The 23,619-nt window shown below is 68.4% G+C and carries 21 protein-coding genes; 11 read left to right on the top strand and 10 right to left on the bottom strand.

What is annotated here, in order from left to right:
* Positions 1-65: 65 nt before the first annotated feature.
* Positions 66-1,319, bottom strand: a complete 1,254-nt coding sequence (locus tag J3A72_RS06225; protein WP_075076345.1) for a flavohemoglobin expression-modulating QEGLA motif protein — start codon at positions 1,317-1,319, stop codon at positions 66-68.
* A gap of 210 nt (positions 1,320-1,529) precedes the next feature.
* Positions 1,530-2,639: a ribosome small subunit-dependent GTPase A gene (rsgA, locus tag J3A72_RS06220; protein ID WP_075076346.1), complete on the bottom strand. Its 1,110-nt coding sequence runs from the start codon at positions 2,637-2,639 to the stop codon at positions 1,530-1,532.
* A gap of 114 nt (positions 2,640-2,753) precedes the next feature.
* On the opposite strand from rsgA, the gene J3A72_RS06215 reads away from it, so the two are divergent.
* Genes J3A72_RS06215 through J3A72_RS06205 form a run of 3 tightly spaced genes read left to right on the top strand, consistent with a single transcriptional unit; the run spans position 2,754 to position 5,373 of the window.
* The gene (locus J3A72_RS06215; protein ID WP_075076347.1) at positions 2,754-4,028 is read left to right on the top strand and encodes a pyridoxal phosphate-dependent aminotransferase; all 1,275 of its coding nucleotides are present in this window, start codon (positions 2,754-2,756) and stop codon (positions 4,026-4,028) included.
* Between the two features lie 3 nt (positions 4,029-4,031).
* Positions 4,032-4,649, top strand: coding sequence for an SGNH/GDSL hydrolase family protein (locus J3A72_RS06210; protein ID WP_053495757.1), 618 nt, complete (start codon positions 4,032-4,034; stop codon positions 4,647-4,649).
* 4 nt (positions 4,650-4,653) lie between these two features.
* Positions 4,654-5,373, top strand: coding sequence for a class I SAM-dependent methyltransferase (locus tag J3A72_RS06205; protein WP_209571981.1), 720 nt, complete (start codon positions 4,654-4,656; stop codon positions 5,371-5,373).
* A gap of 100 nt (positions 5,374-5,473) precedes the next feature.
* On the opposite strand, the gene J3A72_RS06200 is transcribed toward J3A72_RS06205, so the two are convergent.
* The gene (locus J3A72_RS06200; RefSeq protein WP_049440647.1) at positions 5,474-6,253 is read right to left on the bottom strand and encodes a polysaccharide deacetylase family protein; all 780 of its coding nucleotides are present in this window, start codon (positions 6,251-6,253) and stop codon (positions 5,474-5,476) included.
* Between the two features lie 59 nt (positions 6,254-6,312).
* Between J3A72_RS06200 and grxD the strand changes: the two genes are divergently transcribed.
* Entirely contained in the window at positions 6,313-7,239 is a 927-nt protein-coding gene (grxD, locus tag J3A72_RS06195) for a Grx4 family monothiol glutaredoxin (RefSeq protein ID WP_075076348.1), read from the top strand.
* 119 nt (positions 7,240-7,358) lie between these two features.
* Here grxD and J3A72_RS06190 read toward each other — a convergent pair whose 3' ends face one another.
* The 3 genes from J3A72_RS06190 to J3A72_RS06180 form a co-directional block, all read right to left on the bottom strand.
* The gene (locus J3A72_RS06190; protein WP_014648372.1) at positions 7,359-7,898 is read right to left on the bottom strand and encodes a DUF924 family protein; all 540 of its coding nucleotides are present in this window, start codon (positions 7,896-7,898) and stop codon (positions 7,359-7,361) included.
* Positions 7,899-7,941: 43 nt separating this feature from the next.
* Positions 7,942-8,718, bottom strand: a complete 777-nt coding sequence (locus J3A72_RS06185) for an AMP nucleosidase (RefSeq protein WP_005419211.1) — start codon at positions 8,716-8,718, stop codon at positions 7,942-7,944.
* Between the two features lie 117 nt (positions 8,719-8,835).
* Positions 8,836-12,222 (bottom strand): autotransporter serine protease, encoded by a 3,387-nt coding sequence (locus tag J3A72_RS06180; protein ID WP_075076349.1) that lies wholly within the window; start codon positions 12,220-12,222, stop codon positions 8,836-8,838.
* 255 nt (positions 12,223-12,477) lie between these two features.
* Here J3A72_RS06180 and J3A72_RS06175 point away from each other — a divergent pair, with 255 nt between their 5' ends.
* The 5 genes from J3A72_RS06175 (at position 12,478) to J3A72_RS06155 (ending at position 17,255) form a co-directional block, all read left to right on the top strand.
* A complete protein-coding gene (locus J3A72_RS06175; RefSeq protein ID WP_075076350.1) occupies positions 12,478-13,887 on the top strand; it encodes an amidohydrolase in 1,410 nt (469 codons plus the stop codon).
* Entirely contained in the window at positions 13,887-15,149 is a 1,263-nt protein-coding gene (locus J3A72_RS06170; RefSeq protein WP_075076351.1) for an amidohydrolase family protein, read from the top strand. The genes J3A72_RS06175 and J3A72_RS06170 overlap by 1 nt, the downstream gene beginning before the upstream one ends.
* Before the next feature lie 20 nt (positions 15,150-15,169).
* On the top strand, positions 15,170-15,802 hold the full coding sequence (locus J3A72_RS06165) for a 2-hydroxychromene-2-carboxylate isomerase (protein WP_032956588.1): 633 nt from the start codon (positions 15,170-15,172) through the stop codon (positions 15,800-15,802).
* Positions 15,803-15,897: 95 nt separating this feature from the next.
* Complete coding sequence (locus J3A72_RS06160; protein ID WP_032956590.1) at positions 15,898-16,839, top strand: DegV family protein; 942 nt, start codon at positions 15,898-15,900, stop codon at positions 16,837-16,839.
* 77 nt (positions 16,840-16,916) lie between these two features.
* Complete coding sequence (locus tag J3A72_RS06155) at positions 16,917-17,255, top strand: hypothetical protein (RefSeq protein WP_005410998.1); 339 nt, start codon at positions 16,917-16,919, stop codon at positions 17,253-17,255.
* A gap of 173 nt (positions 17,256-17,428) precedes the next feature.
* Here the strand turns inward: J3A72_RS06155 and J3A72_RS06150 are convergent, their stop codons facing one another.
* From J3A72_RS06150 to J3A72_RS06135, 4 genes are all read right to left on the bottom strand, one after another.
* Positions 17,429-18,841, bottom strand: coding sequence for an efflux transporter outer membrane subunit (locus J3A72_RS06150; protein WP_075076352.1), 1,413 nt, complete (start codon positions 18,839-18,841; stop codon positions 17,429-17,431).
* Positions 18,838-19,920 (bottom strand): HlyD family secretion protein, encoded by a 1,083-nt coding sequence (locus J3A72_RS06145; protein ID WP_032956599.1) that lies wholly within the window; start codon positions 19,918-19,920, stop codon positions 18,838-18,840. The genes J3A72_RS06150 and J3A72_RS06145 overlap by 4 nt, the downstream gene beginning before the upstream one ends.
* Positions 19,921-19,940: 20 nt before the next feature.
* Complete coding sequence (locus J3A72_RS06140) at positions 19,941-21,470, bottom strand: MFS transporter (RefSeq protein WP_075076353.1); 1,530 nt, start codon at positions 21,468-21,470, stop codon at positions 19,941-19,943.
* A gap of 153 nt (positions 21,471-21,623) precedes the next feature.
* Positions 21,624-22,541 carry a LysR family transcriptional regulator gene (locus tag J3A72_RS06135; protein WP_014648381.1) on the bottom strand — a complete coding sequence of 306 codons (918 nt, stop codon included), beginning with the start codon at positions 22,539-22,541 and terminating at the stop codon, positions 21,624-21,626.
* 141 nt (positions 22,542-22,682) lie between these two features.
* Here J3A72_RS06135 and J3A72_RS06130 point away from each other — a divergent pair, with 141 nt between their 5' ends.
* Positions 22,683-23,129: a universal stress protein gene (locus tag J3A72_RS06130; RefSeq protein ID WP_046432504.1), complete on the top strand. Its 447-nt coding sequence runs from the start codon at positions 22,683-22,685 to the stop codon at positions 23,127-23,129.
* A gap of 5 nt (positions 23,130-23,134) precedes the next feature.
* Positions 23,135-23,605 (top strand): hypothetical protein, encoded by a 471-nt coding sequence (locus J3A72_RS06125; protein ID WP_075076354.1) that lies wholly within the window; start codon positions 23,135-23,137, stop codon positions 23,603-23,605.
* The last annotated feature ends 14 nt before the right edge of the window (positions 23,606-23,619 follow it).

Here is a 23,619-nt window from a genome sequence, read left to right as displayed (position 1 = left end):
GACCAGGGTGCCCCGCCTCCTCCCAGCCGATAGCAGGCAGGCGCAGGAGGATCCGCCAACGCATTTCATTCCGGCGCCAGCTGGTCCATCCGTATCCGGTTGGCGAACAGCGAGAACGCCAGCATGCCGGCCAGGCCGTTCGCCCGGCTCACCCAATGCGGCAGCCAGCGCGGCGGCTTCAGCACCCCCGCCTCGAACAGCGGCGCGAACGCGATCGCATCGGCCAGGCTCATCTTGCCGGCGAACAACCAGCGGCAGACCTGCAGGCGGTCCTCGGCCAGCATGTGCCGGAAGAAGGTATGCACCGATACCAGGCCGCGCAGGTACACCGTGTCCTTGGTGAACGCCAGGCCGCCACTCGGCGGCACGCCACGGAACACGCGCTGGGCCGAAGCGAAACTCTCTTCCGCGTTCTGCCCGGCATCGCAGAAATAGCGGAACACTTCGATGAAATCAGCGCCTTCGCGTGCCATCGCAATCGCTTCGGTACGCAGGCTGATGCGTTTCAGGCGCTCGATGTCGATGCTGCCGGTGATCTGCTCGGCGAAGGTCGCCAACCCTTCCTGGGTCGCCGTTACCCGTGGCGAGGACAACGCCAGGCTCGGCAGTACCGGCTGGCCGCGGCCATTCAATGCGGTCAGCGAATGCACCAGCGCTTCATGGTGGAACAGCTGCGCCCGATCGTAGGCGCTGAAGCGCGCGCTGGTGCGCAGGCGGATGCGGGTCGGGCCGGCGGCGGCCTTGGACACCAGTTCCGGATCCAGCTGCACCTGGATGATGCGCGATTCGAAAAACGCATCCAGATCATTCTGCAGCTGCAGCTGCAGGGCGATGGCCGAGACCGGCACCTGCTCTTCCGGCGCCAGCAGTTCGTGGTCCAGTTCGGCGGCAATCTGTATGAAGTGGCGCGCCGCGTCGCGCGTGCTCGGGCCATTGCCCGGCAGCGGCTGCTCGGGGGCGCCGAACAGCTGCACCGAACAGGTATCAACGGCGGCGGTGCCCAGTCCTTCCAGCAGCTGCGCGGCCAGGTCCCAGCTCTGCGCTGACTGCCGCACGTAGTGGCCCAGCGGATGAGTGTCGTCGCAGTCGGCGGCGATCGCGGCCAGCGCGCGACGTTCTTCGCTGAAGTCCAGCCGTGGGTAATCCACCTTCGGCAGCACCGGCTGGCCGCGCGCCACGCTGTCCAGGAACGGTGCCTGCAGCGTGGCCGGCCAGCTGGTCAGGCCCAGCAGGCGGATGCCTCCCACGGCCTCGACCAGGCGCGCATCGAGCGCTGCATGGTGGGCCACGTCACGGTCCAGCGTCGCAGTCGGTTCCATGCGCGGACTATAACGCCGTGCCCCTGCTTTGGTAGGTGCCAACCTTGGTTGGCATCCGCCGACGGCGGGCTTGCCGACACACCCGTGCCAACCAAGGTTGGCACCTACCAGGCGCGGGCTGTTGGCACCCGCTCGAAGCAGGCAGTGGCGGGTTCATTGCAGGGGTCAGAGCCCATTGCGGCGCAATGGGATCCGACCCCGCGGTACCGATCAGCGCCTACGCGGCTTGCCTGCCGGGCGGAACTGCTGGCCCTTGCCCTTCCTGCCGCCGCGCTCCTGCGCGGTCTCGGCCTGACGTACCGCCAGTTTGGCGGCAGCGGCAGCCACTTCTTCCTTCAGCTTGAAGTAGTTCAGCAGCCGGCTCTCTTCGATCTCGCCCGCCTCGATCGCCGCCCGCACCGCACAGCCTGGTTCCTGCTGGTGCTTGCAGTCGTTGAAACGGCACTGTGCGGCCAGCGCCTCGATGTCGGCGAAGCCACCTTCGGACAGCGTCTCTTCGCCGGTCGGCTTCAGCTCGCGCATGCCCGGGGTGTCGATCAGGCAGGCGCCCGTCGGCAACGGCATCAGCGCGCGGTGGGTGGTGGTATGGCGGCCACGCGAATCGTTGGCGCGCACCGCGTTGGTCTTCATCCGCTGCTCGCCAAGCAGGGTGTTGGTCAACGTGGATTTGCCGGCACCGGAGGAACCGACCAGCACCACCGTGCGGCCCGGGCCCAGCCACGGTTGCAGCACCGCCACACTGTCGGCATCCAGGCCGTTGATCGCATGCAGCGCGATGCCCTGCATCTCCAGCTCTTCCAGCACCGCCAGCGCATCCTCGCTGTACTCGGTCTGGTCGGCCTTGGTCAGCACCACCACCGGTTCTGCACCACCACCGCCGACCAGCAGCAGGTAGCGCTCGATGCGGCGCGGATTGAAGTCGGCATCCAGGCCGCAGACGATGAACACCGTGTCGATGTTGGCCGCGATCACCTGCTGGTGGTAGTGCTCGCCGGCGGCGCCACGCTTGATCGCGGTGCGGCGTGGCAGCAGCGCGACAATGCGGATGCCGTCCAGCAGCACCCAGTCGCCCACTGCAGGCCGCTCGTGGCTGGGGAAGCGCGGGCGCTGCCATTCCGGCAGCGATTCGGCCTTGATCGACGCATCCGGGCCATCGGCCACCACGTAGTGGGTGCGGTGCTGTTCGATCACCCGCGCCGGGCGGGCCTGCGGATGTGCGGCCATCGCGGCCTGCCAGTCGGCCTGCTGCGCCGGGCCCGGCCAGGGCCAGCCAATGGTCTGCAGGGCGATGAAATCGGGGGTCTGGGTCATCGCCGCCATTCTACCTGCGCCGGCGCCCTGCCAGCCCAGCAATGACAAGCCCGGCACCCTTGCCATGCACTGCAGCAATTCCGGTAGGATGGAATCCCCATGCCTTTTGACGGCCCAGCCCCCATGTCCACCATCTCGCCCAAGCCCCTGGCCATCCGCGAGCGCCTTTCCGAAGTGCGCTACGAAATCCGCGGAGAACTGGCGCGGCGAGCCCGGGAGCTGGAGGCGCAGGGCCGCAAGCTGATCAAGCTCAACATCGGCAACCCGGGCAACTTCGGTTTCCGCGCGCCCGAGCACCTGCAGCGCGCGATCGCCGATGACATGGGCCGCACCGATCCATACACCCACCAGCAGGGCCTGCCGGTCGCACGCGAAGCCATCGCGGCGTACTACGCCCGCCGTGGCGCACCGGATGCGCACCCCGACCGTGTGTTCGTCGGCAACGGCGTCAGCGAACTGATCGACCTGTCGCTGCGCGCATTGCTCAACCCGGGCGACGAAGTGCTGGTGCCCTCACCCGACTACCCGCTGTGGTCGGCCTCGACCATCCTCAACGATGGCCGCCCGGTGTACTACCGCTGCGCCGCCGAGAACGGCTTCCAGCCGGACCCGAGCGAGATCGAGACGCTGGTGTCCTCGCGCACCCGCGCCATCGTGCTGATCAACCCGAACAACCCCAGCGGCGCCAGCTACCCGCGTGAACTGCTCGAGCGCGTGGTCGAGATCGCGCGCCGCCACAACCTGCTGCTGCTGGTCGATGAGATCTACGACCAGATCCTGTACGACGATGCGGTATTCCAGCCGGTCGCGCCGCTGGCCGGCGACCACCCGTGCCTGACCTTCAGTGGCCTGAGCAAGGTGCACCGTGCCTGCGGCTGGCGCGTGGGCTGGGCCCACCTCAGCGGCGACGACGCGCGCCTGGGCGACTTCCGCGCTGCGCTGGACCTGCTCGGCGCGCTGCGCCTGTGCGCCAACGTGCCGGGCCAGTACGCCATCGAGGCCGCAGTGAACGGCCCGGACACCATCTCCGAACTGTGCACCCCGGGCGGCCGCCTGTATGAAACCCGCCGCGCGGTGATCGAAGCCTGCGAAGCCAGTGAGCACCTGTCGCTGGTCGCGCCGGCCGGTGCGCTGTACGCGTTCCCGGCCGTGGTCGGTGCCGCCGCCAAGGGCTTCGACGACCACAACTTCGCGCTGGATCTGATGAACAATGAAGGCGTGCTGGTGGTACCGGGTTCCAGCTTCAACGTGCCCTACCGCCATCATTTCCGCGTGACCCTGCTGCCGGAAGCCTCGGTGATGCGCGATGTGTTCGCCCGCATCGACCGCGTGCTGGCCCGCCGTGCCGAGGACGCGACCAAGGTCGTACCGCTGAAGCCACACCGTTCGGTGGCCTGAGCCGTGGCGCTGTCCTACCTGGCGCTGGGCGACTCGTACACCATCGGTGAAGCGGTTGCGGTCGAAGGCCGCTGGCCGTACCAGCTCGCCGCCGCCCTGCGTGCGCAGGATGTGGCGCTGGCCGACCCGCAGACCATCGCCACCACCGGCTGGACCACCGACGAGCTGGACGCCGGCATCGATGCGGCCGCGCCGCAGGGCCCGTTCGATTTCGTCAGCCTGCTGATCGGCGTCAACAACCAGTACCGCGGCCGGCCGCTGGACGAGTACCGCGTACAGTTCCACGCCCTGCTGCAGCGGGCGATCGGCTTTGCCGGTGGCCGCCCCGGGCGTGTGCTGGTGCTGTCCTTCCCCGACTGGGGCGCGACGCCGTTCGGTATCGGCAGCGGCCGTGACCTGGCCGCGATCGAGATCGAGACCGACGAATTCAACGCGGCCGCTGAAGTGATCTGCACCCAGCAGGGCGTGGCCTTCGTCGACATCACCGACATCAGCCGTGACCACGGTGGCGACCCGGCGATGATCGCCGACGACGGCCTGCACCCTTCAGCACGGATGTACGCGCTGTGGAGCGCGCGCGCGCTGCCGGTCGCCGCCCACCTGCTCGGCGGAACGGACTGACCCGATGGATGGCACGCCACGGAACGGCCAGCCCCTGCCCTGCACACCCTTGAGCGCCGCGCAGGCCCGCGCGATCGCCGAGGCATTCCGCCCCGCACACGCCTGGGCCAGCCGCCGCGACTACTACTACACCCGCAGCAAGCTGGGCAGCGACCCGCTGTATGAGGGCGTGCTGCAGCACCTGCCTGGCGACGGGCAACCCGTGCTGGACCTGGGCTGCGGGCTGGGCCTGTTCGCCCACGTGCTGCGCCAGCGCGGTGGCTGCCAGCCCTACCTGGGCGTGGACGTGGATGCCGGCAAGATCGCCCGTGCCCAGCGTGCCGCCACCGGCCTGCCCGCTGTGCGCTTCGACTGTCTGGACGTGCAGGCGCCGCTGCCGGCGCAGGCCGGGCATGTGCTGCTGCTGGATGTGCTGCAGTACCTGGACGCGGGCCCACAGCAGGCACTGCTGCGTGAGGCCAGTATGCGGGTCGCTCCCGGCGGCCGCCTGCTGCTGCGCACGCCACTGGCCACCGGCGATGGCCGCGACCGCACCACGCGGGTGGCGGACCGGCTGGCCTGGCTGGTCGGCTGGATGGGCACGCGGCCGCGCCACTACCCCGACCCGCAGGTGCTGCAGGCGACACTGGCCGAGGCCGGATTGAAAGTGACGGCGCCGCGCCCCCTGCACGGGCGCACGCCGTTCAACAGCTGGTTGCTGGTGGCCGAACGCCCCGCGTTGTAGCGCCGAGTGCAGCATGTGCCGGCGCTACGCTACAGGATGATCGCCAACCCTTGCAGCGCCGAGCCCATGCTCGGCTGCTCCACACCACCAGGGCCCGGCGTTACGGAACCGGCAGCCGCGCCTTCAGCCCCCGCTCGTCCAGCGCCTGCAGCACGCGTTCGATGATCGCCAGGTTGTGGCCGTGGGCGGCCCCCTCATGCAGCAGCACGATGGCGCCCGGGCGCAGGTCCGGCAGCAGCCGCGACAGCACGCCCTCCGGCGTGCAGCCGACACCGTCGTAGCCACGGGCGCTCCAGCCCACGCGCACCAGTCCCAGCGCCTTCAGCACCGGCGCCACGAACGGATTGGTCATGCCCACCACCGAACGGTACCAGCGCACCGGGCGGCCGCTTACCGCCTGCAGCGCATGCTGGCAGCCCTCGATCTCGGCACGCATCGCTGCCGGGCCCAGCCGCCAGAAGCGCGCCTGCGGATGGCTGTGGCTGTGGTTGCCCAGGTCGTGGCCGCGGCGCAGGATCTCCTGCACCAGGTCCGGCTGTGCCAGCGCACGCTCGCCCACCAGGAAGAAGGTGGCGCGGGCCTGGTAGCGGTCCAGCAGGTCGAGCACCGCACGGGTCTCCGGGCCGGGACCATCATCGATGGTCAACCAGACGCTGTTGCCGGCCTCTCCCATCCGGCTCAGCACCGGCGCGTAGAAGCGGCTGTTGGGCAGGAATACCGGCACCAGGAACAGTGCGTGGCTGGCCACCATCACGGGCAGCCCCCAGTGCCAGCCGGCCAGGGCCCAGACCAGGATCACGGCCAGCTGCGACGCCACCAGCCAGGGCAGCCAGCGCCAGGGCCGGGTCGGGATGCGATGCAATGTTCCTGCGTTGCTCATCCCCCATGATGCCATGAGGGGTAGAATTGATGATTCGAATTCCCGGAACCCCGACGTCCATGTCCCTCGATCCCGCCCTGCGTTCGCGCATCGAATCCATCCTCAACGCCAACCGCGTCGTGCTGTTCATGAAGGGCCAGCCGTCGATGCCGCAGTGTGGTTTCTCGGCCAAGGCCGTGGGCGCCCTGCAGGACCTCGGTGTCGAGTTCGCCCACGTCAACGTGCTGGCCGACCAGGAAATCCGTGAAGGCATCAAGGTCTATGGCGACTGGCCGACCATTCCGCAGCTGTACATCGACGGCGAACTGGTCGGCGGCAGCGACATCGTGCTGCAGATGGCTGCCAGCGGCGAGCTGAGCAGCGTGCTGGGCCTGGCTGCGCCGGACCGTACCCCGCCGAGCATCACCGTCACCCCGGCGGCCGTGGAAATGCTCAAGGGCGCGCTGGCCGATGCCCCGGGCGCTGCCCTGCAGCTGTCCATCGACGCCGGTTTCCAGCCGAACTTCCAGCTGGCCCCGCACGACGAAGGCGCCATCGCCGCCGAGTCCAACGGCCTGCGCGTGCAGTTCGACCTGGCCAGCGCCCGTCGCGCCAACGGCATCACCATCGACTGGGTGGACGACATCCGCGGCAAGGGCCTGGCCATCGACAACCCGAATGCGCCCAAGCCGGTGCAGGAAATCAGCGTGCGCGATGCCGACGACCTGGTGCGTGCCGGCAACATCACCCTGGTGGACGTGCGCCCGGCCGACGAGCGTGAAATCGCCGCCGTGGGCGTGCCGTTCAAGACCTTCGACGGCAACGGCCGCGCCGCGCTGGAAGCCCTGCCCAAGGACACCGCGCTGGCCTTCATGTGCCACCACGGTGGCCGCAGCGCGCAGGCCGCCGAGCAGTTCCGCGCCTTGGGCTTCACCAAGGTGTTCAACGTCACCGGCGGCATCAACGCCTGGTCGGAAGACGTCGACAACGGCGTGCCGAAGTACTGATTGAAGGCCCGGGGTCAGAGCCCTTTCCTGCGGAAAGGCGATCTGCCCCCTAAAAAGGGGACGGAGGGGATTAAGTCGTTTGTGGCAAAAACGACTTAATCCCCTTCGTCCCCTTTTTCTTAGCCGGCGAAACCGCCTTCGGCCAGGTAGTCCAGCTCTTCCGGTGAAGGAATGCGACCCAGCACGGCGTTGCGGTGCGGGAAGCGACCGAAGCGGCGGATGATGTCGCGGTGCAGCTCGGCGTACTGCAGGTATTCCTTGTCGCCCAGCACGTCGAACATCGCCACCGAGCGGTCCTGGTCCAGCGGATCCTCGGAGTGCTCGAACGGCAGGTAGATGAAGGCGCGCAGCTTGGGCACCAGCTGCAGGTCCAGGCCTTCCTCGATGGCGCGCATGGCGTAGTGCCGGGCCAGGCCATCGGTGGCGTAGGAATGGGCGCTACCGCGGAAGCAGTTGCGCGGGAACTGGTCCAGCAGCAGCATCAGCGCCAGTGCGCCCTCGGCACTGCCCAGCCAGTGTTCGCGCGCGCGCGAGGCGGCTGCGAAATGCTCATCCAGGAACAACTGGCGGAACTGCGCGTCGAACGCATCATCGCGGGCGAACCACTTCGCAGGGCCCGCCTCTTTCCAGAATTCCACCACGTGCGCGGCAACGTCCATCACCTACTCCCCAGGGCCGGCGCGCCGCGCCAGGCCATCATCATCATTCGTCGAAGCGCAGGTGGCGGACCGACTTGCCGTTGCGCCGGATAAGCTTAAGCGCCTCGATACCGATCTGGATATGGTTTTCCACGAACTGGGAGCTGACCTTGGCATCGGAGGCCTCGGTCTTGACCCCATCGGGGATCATCGGCTGGTCCGACACCAACAGCAGTGCGCCGCTGGGAATGTGGTTGGCGAAGCCAGCGGCGAACACGGTGGCGGTTTCCATGTCGATGGCCATGCAGCGCATCGCCCGCAGCCGCTCCTTGAACGCCTCGTCGTGCTCCCAGACCCGGCGGTTGGTGGTGTAGACGGTACCGGTCCAGTAGTCGTGGCCGAGATCACGGATCATGGTCGAGACCGCACGCTGCAGCGCGAACGCCGGCAAGGCCGGCACTTCCGGCGGCAGGTAGTCGCCCGAAGTGCCCTCACCGCGGATCGCTGCGATCGGCAGCACCAGGTCACCCAGCTGGTTCTTGCGCTTCAGGCCACCGCACTTGCCCAGGAACAGCACCGCCTTGGGCATCACCGCCGACAGCAGGTCCATGATGATCGCGGCATTGGGGCTGCCCATGCCGAAGTTGATCATGGTGATGCCATCGATGGTGGCGCTGGCCATCGGCCGGTCCAGGCCGATGACCGGGGCGCCGGTCAGCGCGGAGAAGGTGTGCAGGTAGCCGCCGAAATTGGTCAGCAGGATATGCTGGCCGAACTGGTCCAGCGGAACGCCGGTATAACGCGGCAGCCAGTTGTCGACGATTTCCTGTTTGCTCTTCATGCCCGGTCCGGTTCTGCAGGGGCGCCATTGTAGGCAACGCTGCGCCTGCCCTGCCACACAAAGAGAAGGGGCGGCCCAACGGCCGCCCCTCCTGGTTTCCCTGCGGGAGCCGGTGGCTTAGAAACGCACCGACCAGCGCAGGTTGGCACCGTGGTCGCGGCTTTCGTCGCCGAACTGGCCGCTGTAGCCCAGTTCCAGCTGCTGCTTGGCGGTCAGCCAGGCCGAGAGGCCCAGTTCGGCCACCACCGCGCTGTCGGCGATGGGTGCACCGTTGACCACGAAGCTGTCACCGCCGGTGGCAAAGCCCAGGCGGGCCGACGGGTTGCGGTCGCCGCTGGCGTGGCGGTACGCCACCGCGCCGCGCACGTGCAACCAGCTGTCCTGCTGGAACGAGGCCTTCAGGCCCTTGTCGAAGCGCACGCCGGCCGTGGCCAGGGTGGTGCGCACGTCGTCCACCGAACCCTGCAGGGCCGCAGCACCGCCACGCTCGTTCACGTGCTTGGTGTCCACTTCCACGCGGGCCACCTGCACGTACGGCTCCAGGCCAGCCTCGCGGCCACCGAAGCGGTAGGCCGCTTCGATGAAGGCCTGGCGGGTACGCGCGTCGTAGCGGGCGCTCAGGGTGTCGCTGTAACCGGCGAACGCCAGCTCACGGGTACTGTCCACATCGTGTTCGCTCCATGCCAGGCCGCCACGCAGGCCGAAACCGCCCCAGTTGTGGCTGGCGTAGGCGCCGAAGTGGGTGTTGTCCACCTTCGACCTCGCACGGCGCCCTTCGCCCTGCTTCACGTCGGTGCGGCCGGTACCGGCCAGCACGCCCACCTGCCAGCCGCCGAACTCGCGGTCGGCACCGACCAGCAGGCCGTTGCTGTTGGCTTCGGTGCGGGCGGTGTTGGTGTTGCCGTCCAGCGTGGTGCTGCCGGCCAGGGCCTGCACCCACACACCGGTGGCGTCGCCGCCTTCGGCACCCGGTGCAGCGGCACCGGCACGGCGGGCCAGCGCGGCATCACGCACGTAGCGGCTGCCTTCCAGCAGGGCCGCGCTGGTGGCGGCATGCAGTTCGCCGCTGAGGCTGTCCAGTGCGCTGCCCACCTGTTCCGGGAACAGCATGGTCAGCGGACGCGGCAGGCCCTGGTTGACCGCCAGACCGTCGACCACGGTGGCCACGGCCAACTGGTTGGCGGTGGTGGCCGCGGTAGCCAGCGCGTTGCCGCGGGTCACTTCAATGCGCGCGCCGGCGGCGGAGTAGGCCAGGCCGAACTGCAGGAAGGGCGAGAAGGCGCTGAAATCGGTGCTGGCGAACCGACCGTTCACGCCGCCGTCGGCCTGGATGAAGTTGAACTGCTCGCCCAGGTAGTAGGTGCCCGGTTCCGGCAGCGCCACCAGGGTGCCGCCCAGGGTGGCGGTGCCGGTCACGTGCAGCTGGTCGCTGCGGCTGCCCGGGGCCACCTCGGCCTGGTACACGCCAGTGGCGGTCTGCACATAGTCACCGTTGATGGTGAGCGTGCCGATGGAGTTGCCCGGAGCGATGATGCCGGCCACGGTGGTGTTTCCCAGCTGGCCCACGCCCTTCAGCGTGCCCTTTTCACCCACGAAGGTGCTGCCGCCGGTCTGCACGCCGTTGAAGGACACCACGCCGCCGGTGACGGTCAGGTCCGAGCCGTCCAGCACACCGGTGGCGGTGATGCGGCTGCTGCCGCCCAGGCTGTTCAGCGCTGTGTTCTGCAGGGTGCCGTTCAGCAGGAAGGTTCCGCCGGTCACGTCCACGGCGCTGGTCAGCGTGTTCACGCCGTCCAGTTCCAGCACGCCTTCGCGCACCACCGCGCCGTTGAAGCTGTTGTCGCCGCTCAGGCGCAGCCAGCCGATGCCGCTCTTGGTCAGTTTGCCCGGGCCGCCGATGTCATTGGTCCAGTCGTCCCATGCATCACCTTCCCACACCTTCAGGCCGCCGGCCTTCTGGTTCATCACCACATCGGTGTCCACGCGCAGCGAGCCGTAGCCTTCGACGGCCGCAGCCAGGTTCATCAGGCCCCAGCCGTAGACATCGTCCACGCCTGCAGCACCCAGGTCGGTGGCGGTGGTCAGCAGCACGTCGCGCACCTGCGCGCTGTCCAGGTACGGGAAGCGCTCGAACAGCAGGCCCAGCGCGCCGGTGACGTGCGGGGCGGCCATGGACGTGCCGCTCAGTTCCTCGTAATCGGACGACGGGGTCTGGCTGATGATGTCCACCACCAGGTTGCCATTGTCATCGTAGAAATCACCTTCGATCACCGAATCGGGACCGTACACGGTCGAGTTGATGTTCGAGCCGGGCGCGGCGAGGCACCAGTTCGCCGCCAGGCCACAGCGCATCGAGCGGTTGCTCAGCTCCAGGTCCTGATTGACGTTGACCACGGCCAGCCAGTACGGCTCGACGTCGGCGACGGCGCGCGGCAGCGAGGCATACATGCCGGCAATCGGCGCTTCTTCCGGCGAAGTGTTGGGCGAATCGGTGTTGCCAGCGGCCCATACCTGGATCAGGCCGCTGCTGCGCGAACCTTCGGCCATCGCAGCCAGACTGGCGGCGAACACCGGGTGCGACTGGTACATGTCCAGGTCTTCCGCTGTGGTCGGCTCGTTGGCCAGGCCCCAGCTGTGGTTGATGGCGCGCACACCCTGCTCGTTCATCTGCGCATACAGCTGCGGGTAGATCGAATCGTCGGCCTGGATTGCGGCGATGGTCTGTTCGTCCAGATACAGGGAACCGCCGATATTCACCACCGACAGGTAGGTGGCGCTGTTGGAGAACAGGCGGGCCACGCTCAGGTCGGCGCCGAAGGCAACACCGTGGGTGCCGTTGCCATCACGGTTGGCGGCGATGGTGCCCGACACGTGGGTACCGTGCACGTTGTAGCTCAGGCCTTCGTAGAAGCCATTGCGCTCCAGCAGATCGGCATAGTCCGGGTCGAGCAGCTGGTAGGACACGGCCACCTGGTCACCGTCGCTGGCGAAGCAGGCGTCCGGGCCACTCAGCACTTCGCGCGCGCACAGGCTGCCATCGGCCAGCACATCGGCCAGATGGATGCTGCGGTGGTCCTTGCCGGCGAACTCGTCGTGGTCCAGGCCGGTGCCGCTGTCGAACACGCCCAGGCGGATGCCGGTGCCGGTCAGTCCGCGTGCGTAGGCCACATCGGCGTTGATCGCCTGCAGGCCCCAGTCGCTGTTGAATTCGGTGGTGCGCCAGCTGGCGGCATCACCCGGCTTGCCCATGATGGGTTCCGGATCGACTTCCACATCGGCGGCGGCGACGGCCAGCGACGGCGAAGCGGTGAGGACCGGTGCGGCAAACGCGGCCTGCAGGCTGCGCTGGAACTGGTAACGCGACAAGGCGTCTGCGTTGCTGTCCTGGGCCAGCGCCGGCAGAGCGGCGGCCATCAGCAGCGAGCCAACAATGGCCGAGGCCAGGGGTGAGGGGAGGATCGAGCGGCGGGAAGCGGTGGAGCGATACGACGGGAAGACAATCATCTGCAGTTACGTCCTTGATTCCTTGAAATATTTCAGGTGCAGCTCCGTCATGGAGCAATGGAAAGCACACCTCACGGCGGGTCAGCGCTCGCTGTCCCACCGGTTGGTAGCGGCAGGTGTCACAAAAAATTAATGCTTCGTTCAGAATTTTTGTATAGGGAAATCCCCACCCCTGCCCCTGCCCAAGGTCACTTGGCAAGTGGTATCGACGACGGATAGCGTCGGCGGATTCACGCGTGGGTTGGGGATCTCTGCATGGCATCGATGGTGTTGCGCGCCGCTCTTGGGCTGGCGCTGGTTTCGTTGAGCACGGCACCGGCGGTGGGCGCCCCGCGCTTCGTCGCCGATCCCTACCCCAGCACCTACCAGGCGCATCCCGATGCGCCGGTGCTGATCCAGAACGCCACCGTGCTCACCGGCACCGGCCAGCGCCTGGACAACGCCGACGTGCTGCTGCGCGAGGGCCGCATCGCCGCCGTGGGCCGCCAGCTGCAGGCCGATGCCGGGGTCACCCGCATCGATGCGCGGGGCAAGTGGGTCACCCCGGGCCTGATCGACGTGCACTCGCACCTGGGCGTGTACCCCAGCCCGGGCGTCGGCGCGCACAGCGACGGCAACGAGATGACCGCACCGGTCACCGCCAATGTCTGGGCCGAGCACTCGGTGTGGCCGCAGGACCCGGGCTTCGCTACAGCCCTGGCCGGAGGCGTGACCAGCATGCAGGTGCTGCCTGGCTCGGCCAACCTGGTCGGTGGCCGTGGCGTGACCCTGAAGAACGTGCCGGCCATCACCTACCAGGCCATGAAATTCCCGGGTGCTCCGTGGGGGCTGAAAATGGCCTGCGGCGAGAACCCGAAACGGGTTTACGGCGAAGGCAAGGGCGTCGCCCCAGCCACGCGGATGGGCAACGTTGCCGGCTACCGCGCCGCCTTCATCGATGCTGCCGACTACATCGCCAAGAACAAACCCAAGCCGGCCAAGCGCAAGGGCTGGTTCGGCAGCGACAAGGGCGACAGCGCCGGTGATGCCGGCGGCAAGCGCGATCTCAAGCTGGACACGCTGGCCGGCGCGATCGAAGGCGACATCCGCGTGCACATCCACTGCTACCGCGCCGACGAGATGGCCACCATGCTCGACCTGGCCAAGGAATTCGGCTTCAAGGTGGCGGCCTTCCACCACGGCGTAGAGGCCTACAAGCTGGCCGACCGGCTGGCCGCCGACGGCGTCTGCGGTGCGCTGTGGGCCGACTGGTGGGGCTTCAAGATGGAAGCCTTCGATGGCATTCCGGAGAACATCGCACTGGTCGACCGGCCGAAGAACAGCTGCGCCATCGTCCATTCCGATTCGCCCGAAGGCATCCAGCGCCTGAACCAGGAAGCGGCCAAGGTGATCGCCGCCGCGCGCCGCGCGCACATGCCGGAGATCACGCCCGAACATGCCATCACCTGGATGACGGCCAATGCCGCCAGAGCGCTGGGCATTGAAGGCCAGACCGGCACCCTGGAGGCCGGCAAGATGGCCGACGTAGTGGTCTGGAACGGCAACCCCTTCGGTTCCTACGCGCTGGCCGAACAGGTCTTCATCGACGGCCGCCGCCTGTACGACCGCAGTGCGCCGGCAGCGACGCCGCGTTCCGATTTCCAGCTCGGCCAGGAGGTGCACTGATGGGCGCGTTGAACAAGCGTCGCCGGGCACGGCTCGGCGCTACGGTCATGGTGCTGGCCTGCCTCTCCGCAGCCGCGCAGGCGCAGGACCTGCTGGTCCGCAACGCCACCGTACATACGGCCAGCGCGCGCGGCAGCCTGCAGCACGCCGATGTACTGGTGCAGGGCGGCATCATCCGCGCAGTCGGCAACGGGCTGTCCGCACCGGCCGGGGCCAACGTCGTCGAGGCCGATGGCCGCCCGCTGACACCCGCGCTGTTCGGGGGCATCACCGAGATCGGCATCGAAGAAGTCTCCGGTGAAGCGAGCACGGTCGACAGCACGCTGAAGATCGGCGAACAACCGTTGCGCCCCGAATTCGATGTCACCCTGGCCTACAACCCGGCCTCGGTGCTGATCCCGGTGGCGCGCCTGGACGGCATCGGCTTCACCGCCCTGGGGGCCGCCACCGGTGGCGGCTTCGTCGCTGGCCAGGGCGGTGTGATGCGGCTGGACGGCAGCGCCGATCCCCTCGGGCCGCGCGCGCTGTTCCTGCGCCTGGGGTCGGCCGCAGTGGAACTGACCGGGCATTCGCGTGCGGCGCAATGGATGCTGCTGCAGCAGATGGTGGACGAGGCGCGTGGCCAGGTCGCCGCGGACTCACCGCATGCGCTGCTGACCCCGGCCGGGCGCCGCACGCTGGGCCGCTACCTGGCCGGCCAGGGCCGCATCGTGGTGGAGGTGGACCGTGCGGCGGACATCCGCCAGCTGCTGCGCTGGGCCGCCCGCGAGAAGGTGAAGATCGCCATTGCCGGTGGCAGCGAAGCCTGGCAGCTGGCACCGGAGCTGGCCGCCGCGCAGGTGCCGGTGTTCGTCGACGTGCTGTCCAACCTGCCAGCCAGCTTCGACCAGATCGGTGCAACCCTGGAAAATGCGGCACGCCTGCAACGGGCCGGCGTGGCAGTCTCGTTCGTGCAGCGTGGCGACGCCTCGCACAACGCCCGCAAGATGCGCCAGCTGGCCGGCAATGCCGTGGCCAATGGACTGCCCTGGGCCGACGGCCTGGCCGGCCTGACCCGGGTGCCGGCGCAGGCGTTCGGTGTGGCCGACCAGATCGGCAGCATCGAGCCGGGCAAGCGTGCCGACCTGGTGCTGTGGGAGGGCGACCCGCTGGACGTGGCGCACTATGCCGAACAGGTCTGGCTGGGCGGCCGGGCGATGCCGATGCGCTCGCGCCAGACCGAGCTGCGCGATCGCTACCTGCTGCGCAACGCGCAGCCCTGACCGCATTGAAGGACACCACCATGGCCACCCTGCGCTGGTATTTCGACTTCGTTTCGCCGTACTCCTACCTGCATTGGCAGAAGCTGAAGCAGCTGCCCGAGTTCCCGCGGATCCAGCCGGTGCCGATCGCCTTTGGTGCCGTGCTGCATCACCTGGGCAACCTCGGGCCGGCCGAGATTCCGGCCAAGCGCCGCTTCATCTACCGCCAGCTGCTGTGGACCGCGCAGGCCGAAGGCACACCGCTGCGGTTCCCGCCGGGCCACCCGTTCAATCCGCTGTCTGCCCTGCGCCTGTGCCTGGCCGCGGGTGGCAGCGCACAGGCGGTGGACGTGCTGTTCGACTGGATCTGGCGCGACGGCAATGCCGCCGACAGCGCCGAGGCCCTGCGCGAACCAGCCGCGCGGCTGGGGATCGAGGATGTCGCCAGCGCCATCGCGACTCCCGCGGTCAAGGAGCAGCTGCGGAGGAACACCGAGGCCGCCATTGCAACCGGCGTGTTCGGCGTGCCGACCCTGGCCATCGATGGCGAACTGTTCTGGGGCAACGACGCCCACCCACTGATGGCGGCGGTGCTGGCCGACCCGGATCTGCTGCGGCAGCCCGAATGGCAGCGCCTGGCCGAGCTTCCGGTGGCCGTGCAGCGCAGTCGCTGAACAGGGCGTGCCGCGTTTCCCTCGCGCGCCACGCCAGAATTTGAGATAGATTTCACATTTCCGAACCTACAACCGCCCTGGAGGGGGAGCCGCGGATGCGCATCGGAATCGTCGTCGACTCGGCCTGCGACCTGCCGCAGGACTTCATTGCCGAGCACAACATCGTGCTGCTGCCGATCACCGTACGGATCGGCGAAGCCGTGCTGGCCGATCATCGCGATGAGCAGGCCACCCTGAGCTTCCTGCACGCGCATGTGGCCGAACATGGCGCTGAAGCGGAAACCATCCCCTTCAGCGTCAACCAGATCCGCGACCTGTTCCTGCAGCAGCTGGTGATCGATTACGACCACGTGTTCTGCATGACCATCACCAAGACCCGCAGCCCGATCCACGACAACGCGCTGCAGGCCAGCTTCGCCATCCTCAACGATTACAAGCCGGTGCGGCAGGCAGCGGGCTACAACTCGCCGTTCGCGCTGCGCGTACTTGATACCCAGAACCTGTTCGCCGCGCAGGCCGTGACCGCGGTGGAGGCTGTCCGCCTGCGTGACAGTGGCGCCAGCGTGCAGCAGATCCGCGAACGGCTGGAAGAACTGGCCGGCAACGTGCACGGCTACATGATCACCCGCGACCTGTACTACATGCGCGCACGCGCGCGGCACAAGGGCGACCGCAGTGTCGGCCTGCTCAGCGCGGCACTGGGCAGTGCACTGGACATCAAGCCGGTGCTGCACGGCTACCGTGGCGAGACCGGGCCGGTGGCCAAGATCAAGGGCTTCGACAGCGCCGTGCAGAAGCTGTTCGCGGTGGTCGGCCAGCGCGTGCGTGCCGGGCTGATGACGCCGACGGTGTGCGTCAGCTACGGCGGCGAACTGGACGAGCTGCGCAGCCTGCCCGGCTATGCACAGATGAAAGAGGTCTGCGCCGGCCATGGCGTGACCGTGTACGAATCGGTGATGAGCCTGACCGGCATGGTCAACGTCGGCAAGGGCGCAGTCACCGTGGGATTTGCCGATGGGCCGCATCGGTTCGAATGAGCGCTGGCCACGGCAGGAATCTGCACATCGATTCCACCCCGACTGTGCCAGCCTTGCCGCACTTCAAGGAGAACTCCATGCCTGCGCAGTACCACATCAGCCTGCCCGATCCGTCCAAGGCCCGCGGCAACGACCCTGACCTGTCCTTCCATTCCCAGGGCGCCGCCGGTTTCGCCGAAGAGCTGCAGGATGCCCTGCGCAGCGGCACGCTGTTCGAACGCTGGAAGGCCAAGCAGCCCGACCCGGATGCGGTGGAACCGCAGTGGGGCGTGACCGACCCGGAGGCCACCGTGACCGGCGAGCAGAAGGACCTGCGCATCAACCTGGTCGCCACTACCCGCATCGACAGTGACGTGTTCAAGCAGCGCCTGCGCCTGCTGGCCGGCAGCCACTGGGAACTGCGCGACGTGCGTTGAGGCACCCGCCCGCCGGGCATGGCCCGGCGCTACCGTGCCCGTGTCGTGATCGACCCGGTGCCGATGACCATGCTCTGGTAGACGCCACCCTTGGTTGGCGCTCCAAAAAAACTGCCAACCAAGGTTGGCAACTACCGACGAACCGCCGGGCATGGCCCGGCGTTTCCCTATCGCTACCAGCCGCCACCGAGCGCGCGGTACAGCTCCACCCGCGCGATCGCGGCGGCGGCCTGGCTGTTGGCCAGCGCGGCCTGGTTGTCCAGCGCGATGCGCTGGGTGGTCAGCACGTCCAGCATGTCGACCACGCCGGCCTGGTACTGCCGGCGCGCCGCCCCCAGTGCCGTCTCGCTCTCATCCACCGCCACGTGCAGCTGCACCGTGCGCTGCTGCTCGGCACTGTAGCCATCCATGGCGTCGTCCACCTCATGCCAGGCCTGCAACACGGTACGGCGGAACTGCAGGGCCGACTGTTGCTGCTGCAGCCTGCTCAGCGCGAGGTTCGCCTTCAGCCGCCCGCCCTGGAAGATCGGCAGGCTGATCGACGGCCCGATGCTGAAACGGTGCGCGTTCCAGCCATCCAGGTCATCCAGCTGCTTGGCCTGGAAGCCTGCGTCACCATTCAAGGTGATGCGCGGCAGGAAACTGGCCTCGGCCACGCCGATGCCGGCCGTTGCCGCATGCAGTGCCGCCTCGGCACGACGGATGTCCGGGCGACGCTCGGCCAGTTCACTCGGCAGACCCACCGCCACCGCTGGCAACGCCGGCCAGTCACGGCGTACATCCTGCAGCTGCGCGTCCAGTGCCTGCGGCGGCTGTGCCAGCAGGAACGCCAGCGCATTGCGCAGCTGCGATTCGCGATGCCGCAGCGGCGCAATGCGCGCCTGCAGCGAAGCCACCTGCGCGGCCGCGCTGGACACCTGCAGCGTGCTGGCCACGCCCTGCTTCTGGCGCGCCTCGGTCAGCCGTTTGATGTCATGCGCGATGCTGAGGTTGTCCTCGGTGATCGCCAGCAGCTGCCGCGTCGCACGCAGCTGCAGGTAATCACGCGCGGTTTCCGCCAGCAGCGCGATGCGCACGGCGCGTGCATCCTCTTCGGCCATCTGCACGCGTGCGTCGGCCGCTTCCACCTGGCGCCGCACACGGCCCCACAGGTCCAGTTCCCAGCCCAGGCCGATACCGGCCTGGAACAGCCCGTAGTCATCACGGCCGCCGTTGCCGGACGGATCATTCAGGCCCACCTCGCTGTTGCGTGCACGCACGCCACTGGCGCTCGCGCTGACGCTGGGCAGGCGATCGGCGGCGGTGATGCCGCGCGCGGTGCGGCTCTGCTGCACGCGGTTGGCGGCCAGCTGCAGGTCCAGGTTGGCCGCCAGCACCTGGTGGGCCAGCTGCCCCAGCAGCGGATCGTCGAAGCCGGCCCACCAGGCGGCGTCCTGATCGATGGCGTTGCCGGCGACAGCCCCACCCCGCCAGTGGCCGGGCAGTTCCGCCTGCGGGCGTACGAAGTCCGGGCCCATCGCGCAGGCAGCCAGGGCCGTGCACAGGGTGGCCGCAACGAAGGTGCGGAAAACGGTGACGGCGCTCATGCGCCCTCCCCGCGCTTGTGGCCCGGTCCGTGCTGCACGCTCTGCGCACGCGCGCGGCTGCCCAGGTCAACGCTGGCTTCCACCGACATGCCGGCACGCAGCTGGTCCAGCAGCGGCTGGCCCGGCTCCAGCACGATCTTCACCGGAATGCGCTGCACCACCTTGGTGAAGTTGCCGGTGGCGTTCTCTGGTGCGACTGCAGCAAAGGTGACGCCGGTGGCTGGTGCAATGCTGTCGATGTGCCCGCGCAGCGGCGTGCCCGGGAATACGTCCACCTTCAGTTCGACCTGCTGGCCGGCCTGCATGCGGGTCATCTGCGTTTCCTGGAAGTTGGCGACCACGAAGGCGCGCTTCAGCGGGACCACCGCAGCCACCGGCGTACCCGGGGTCAGGTAGGCACCGACGCGCACTGCGCGGCGACCGACCATGCCATCGATCGGCGCGCGCAGCACGGTGTGCGACAGATCCAGTTCGGCGCGTGCCTGTGCCGCTTCTGCACGCTGCACCGCCGCCTGTGCAGCCTGCACGCCCGCGCTGAGGATGTCGGTGCGCTGGCGTGCGGTCGACAGTGCGGCCTGGCCCTGCTGCAGATGCGCACTGGCCACGGCCTGCTTCGACTGCGCCTGCTGCGCGTTCTGCACGGTACCGGCGCCATCACGGGCCAGTTCGCGGTAACGCTGCTGGTCGGCACTGGCCAGGGTCAGTTCGGAACGGCTGACATCGACGCTGGCCCTGGCCTGCGCGATCAGCGAGTCCTGCTGGGCCAGTGCGGCCTGCGCATTGGCCAGCTGTGCACGGGCATTGGCAAGGTCGGCACGCGCAGCCTGCAGTGCCACCTGGTAGTCGCGGTCGTCGATGCGGGCAAGCACGTCGCCGGCCTTCACCGACTGGTTGTCCTCTACCTCCACGGCACTGACGAAGCCGGCAATCTTCGGCGCTACCAGGGTGTAGTCGGCCACCACGTACGCATTGTTGGTGGTCTGGTGACCGCCATCGCGCAGCAGCAGCCACGCGCCGATGGCCAGGGCCAGCACGCCCAGGCCCAGGCCGGTGTTGAGAGGGGTTCGATTGATCGTCATGAGGGGTTCCTGCGAAAGGTTCAGGCCACGGCGCGTGGCGGATGGATGCGGGTGGGCATCCAGGCAATGAGGGGAATGAAGGCCAGCGCCACCAGTGCGACCACCCAGTACAGGTCGGCCGAAGTCAGCGCCTGTACCTGTGCATGCAGGCGCGCGCCCAGCTGCGGGCCATCGGCCAGCCACGGTTGCTCGCCAAGGCGGTCGACCAGCACGGTGGAATGGAAATGACGGCGGCCTTGGGCGATGGCATCCAGTACGCCACCGGCGAGCACCGCAGCGAAGCCCTTGACCGTGTTGAACCAGGCCGAGGCAAACGGGCCATCCTGTGGCGCCAGGCCGCCGGTGGCCAGCATCAGCAGCGGCAGCACCGCCATCGGCTGGGCAAACACCTGCAGCAGCTGCACCCACAGGAAGTTGTCGCGGATCCAGGCCACGTCCAGGTGCGAGCCCAGCCAGCAGGCCAGTGCCAGCGTCGCCAGGCCGGTGGCCTGCACCCAGCGGCAGTCCACCGCGCGGATGTTCAACAGGGCCGCCACCAGCGGCAGCGCGATCACCTGTGGCAGTGCCACCCACAGCAGCATCGGTGCGGTCTGCAGCGGCCGGTAGCCCTGCACGCTGGCCAGGAAGCCGGACGGGATCGAGATCACCGCCAGCAGCACGAACAGCACGCCACCCAGCGTGACCAGCGAGTAGCTGAGATTGCGATTGGCCAACAACTGCAGCTTGAAGAACGGCAGCGGGTGGAACCATTCGTTGATCATGAACAGCACCATCAGGCCGGCACCGCCACCGATCATCAGCGTGATCATCGGCGAATCGAACCAGTTCAGCCGCGGGCCCTGCACCAGGCCCAGCACCAGCAGCACCAGCGCCGGCAGGCCGAGCAGCAGCCCAACGCCATCGAACTGGGCGAAGCGTTCCAGCCGCAGCGGGTCCTGTGGCAGGCCCCAGCCGACCATCGCCATGGCGGCCAGGCAGTACGGCACGATCTGCCAGAACGCCCAGTGCCAGCCCACCTGCTCGACCCAGAACGCGGCCAGCGGCGTGCCCATGCTCGGGCCGAACGTCGCCGTCAACGCGTAGCCGGCCAGGCCGTACAGCTTGATGCCAGGCGGCAGGAAGCGCAGCGCCACGCTCATCAGCAACGGCGGCAGTGCACCGCCGCACAGGCCCTGCAATGCACGCAGCAGCAGGAACACCTGCAGGTTCGGGGCGAGCGGGCACAGCACGCCCAGCACCATGAAGCCACCGATCATCGCCAGCGCGAAACGGCGCAGCGAGAAGGTGGCGGCACACCACGGCGCGAAGGCCATCGCGCTGACCGACATCGCGCTGTAGAGGGCGACGATCCAGCTGCCGTCGTCGACGCTGAAACCCATCGCGCCACGGATGTCGGCCAGCGCGACCTTGGTGATGTTCTCGTTGAAGCCGGACACCAGCACCGCCAGCAGCACGCCACACAGGCCGACCAGAATGCGGCGATCGAGCCCGAGGGCGGCGGCAGGACGGGGCGCTGCGGCGGCCGGGACAGCGGCGGCCGGCGCACTCATCGCCAGGCACCGATCCGTGCAGTGCACGGCATGTTGAGGGTCATTGGAATGCGCTCAGTGAAACTCCGGGGAGCGCAGTCTAGGGAGCCGGTACCCTGTGAAAAATGGCGTCGCCGGCATCCCAGGCGTGCGTCCAGCGCACGCCTGCGGGTCTCAGCGGTGGGCGTCCTCGACGCGCTCGCACATGGTCTTGATCGAACGGCGAAGCCACTGGTGCGCGGCATCGTTGTCCAGCCGCGGATGCCAGGCCTGCACGATGGCCGCGGTACGCACCGGGATCGGCAGCGGGAACAGGCGCAGCGGCAGGCGCATGCTGACGATCCGCTCCAGCATCACGCTTGGCATCTGCGGCAGGATCAGGTCTGATTCGGCCGCCGCGAAGATCGCACCGTGGAAGGTCGGGCTGATCAGCGCCACGCGGCGCTGCAGGCCGAGCGTGGCCAGGTCATCATCGATCGGCCCACGCGGCAGGCCACGGCGCGACACCGCGATGTGGTCACACGCGGCAAAGCGCTCTGCACTGATCTCCTCGTCGAACAGTGGATGGTCCTCGCGCGCGGCGCCCATGAACGAGGTACTGAACAGGTTCTGCACCTTGGTATCGGGCGCATGCTTGCCGGCGGTGCTGATGTACAGGTCGATCCGGCCCTGCGCCATCGCATCATCGTCGGTATCGCCCTCGGGCACGAAGCGCAGCACCGCGCGCGGTGCCTGCTGGCGGAAGATCTCGCGCAGGCGACCGCCAAATCCGCCGATGAAGACATCATTGGCGCGCACGCTGAAGGTTCGCTCGAGCACGCGCATGTCCACTTCACGACCAGCGTTGAAGACGCGGTGGGCCTGCTCGATCACATCGCGGACCTGCTCGCGCAGCTGCAGCGCGCGGGGCGTGGGCGCCAGACCGCGGCCGGCACGCACCAGCACCGGGTCACCCAGCGCAGTGCGGATCCGGCCCAGGGTGCGGCTCATCGCCGGCGCGCTCAGGTTCATGCGGCGCGCGGCGGCGGCCACGCTGCATTCGTCAATCAGCACGTCCAGTGCCAGCAACAGGTTCAGGTCCGGCAGGGGCATGACAGTCTCCAGTAAATCAGATGACTCTACGGCACTTGCAACCACTGTGGATTGCGTTCGACGCATTCATTGACTGTCGCGCACGGCATGGGTGCGCGCGGTGACATCGGCGACCATCCCCGTCCTGCCAAGGAGACATCCATGTTCACTACCCTGCTGGTCGCCCTGGATGGTGGCCCCCAGCACGCACGCGTGCTGGACCTGGCCGCCGCCATCGCCGGCCCCCACAGCCGCCTGCACCTGCTGTGCGTGCTCGACCCCGAATTCGCGCTGGCGGCCGATGCCAGCGAAGCCGATCGCACCGAGTATCCGGAAGCCGCCCGCCAGCGCTCCCGCGCCGAGGCAGTATTGGCCGAAGCCCTGGCCGAACTGCGCGAGCGCGGCGTCGATGCCATCGCGCAGATCCCCTCCGGCGATCCCGGCGAAGTCATCAGCGAGCAGGCCCGGCGCCTGGAGTGCGACCTGATCGTGATCGGCCATCGCCACCTGTCCCGGCTGGAACGCCTGTTCGAACCCTCGATCGGGCAATGGACCATCGACCACGCGCCCTGTCCGGTGCTGGTGGAAACCCGCGACCCACAGCCCTAGCCACCATGGCCTCCCGTTCCCCGTTGTTTCCCACCCGGGTCAACTACCGCGCCTTCGGTCGACAGTTCGGCCGTGGCGAGCAGGCGCTGCTGGGCGCGATACGGCAGTTGCGCGACCCCGATCTGCAGGCCGATGGCCTTGCCCAGCTGAGCGGACTCGGGCTTGGCCAGGAGGGCTGCGACGCCTTCGTCGGCCTGCTGCCGCTGCTGGCCACCCCCGCCGCTCCGATCGATCTGCTGCCGGCCGGCTCTCCCTTCATTGCCGCCAGTGAACTGGACCTGCTGGTCTGCCTGCTGCGCATCGCGCAATGGCGGCATGCACGGCCCCGCGAGGACGACTCGCTGGCACCGTTGCGCCAGCAGCTGGCGCGCTGTGCAATGGCCGTGCAGGCGGCAAACCTGCCGTTGCGGCAGCGCTCGTTGTCACCGGTCGGGCTGAGGCTGCTCGATCCGACCGGCTGGTCGCGGCAGCGATAAGCCGTCGCGCCCCC

The sequence above is a fragment of the Stenotrophomonas sp. PvP093 genome (genome assembly GCF_017876915.1).
Taxonomy (GTDB): Bacteria; Pseudomonadota; Gammaproteobacteria; order Xanthomonadales; family Xanthomonadaceae; genus Stenotrophomonas; species Stenotrophomonas muris.
The sequence above is the reverse complement of the archived record's forward strand: the minus strand, read 5'-3'. Positions and strand labels throughout refer to the sequence as shown.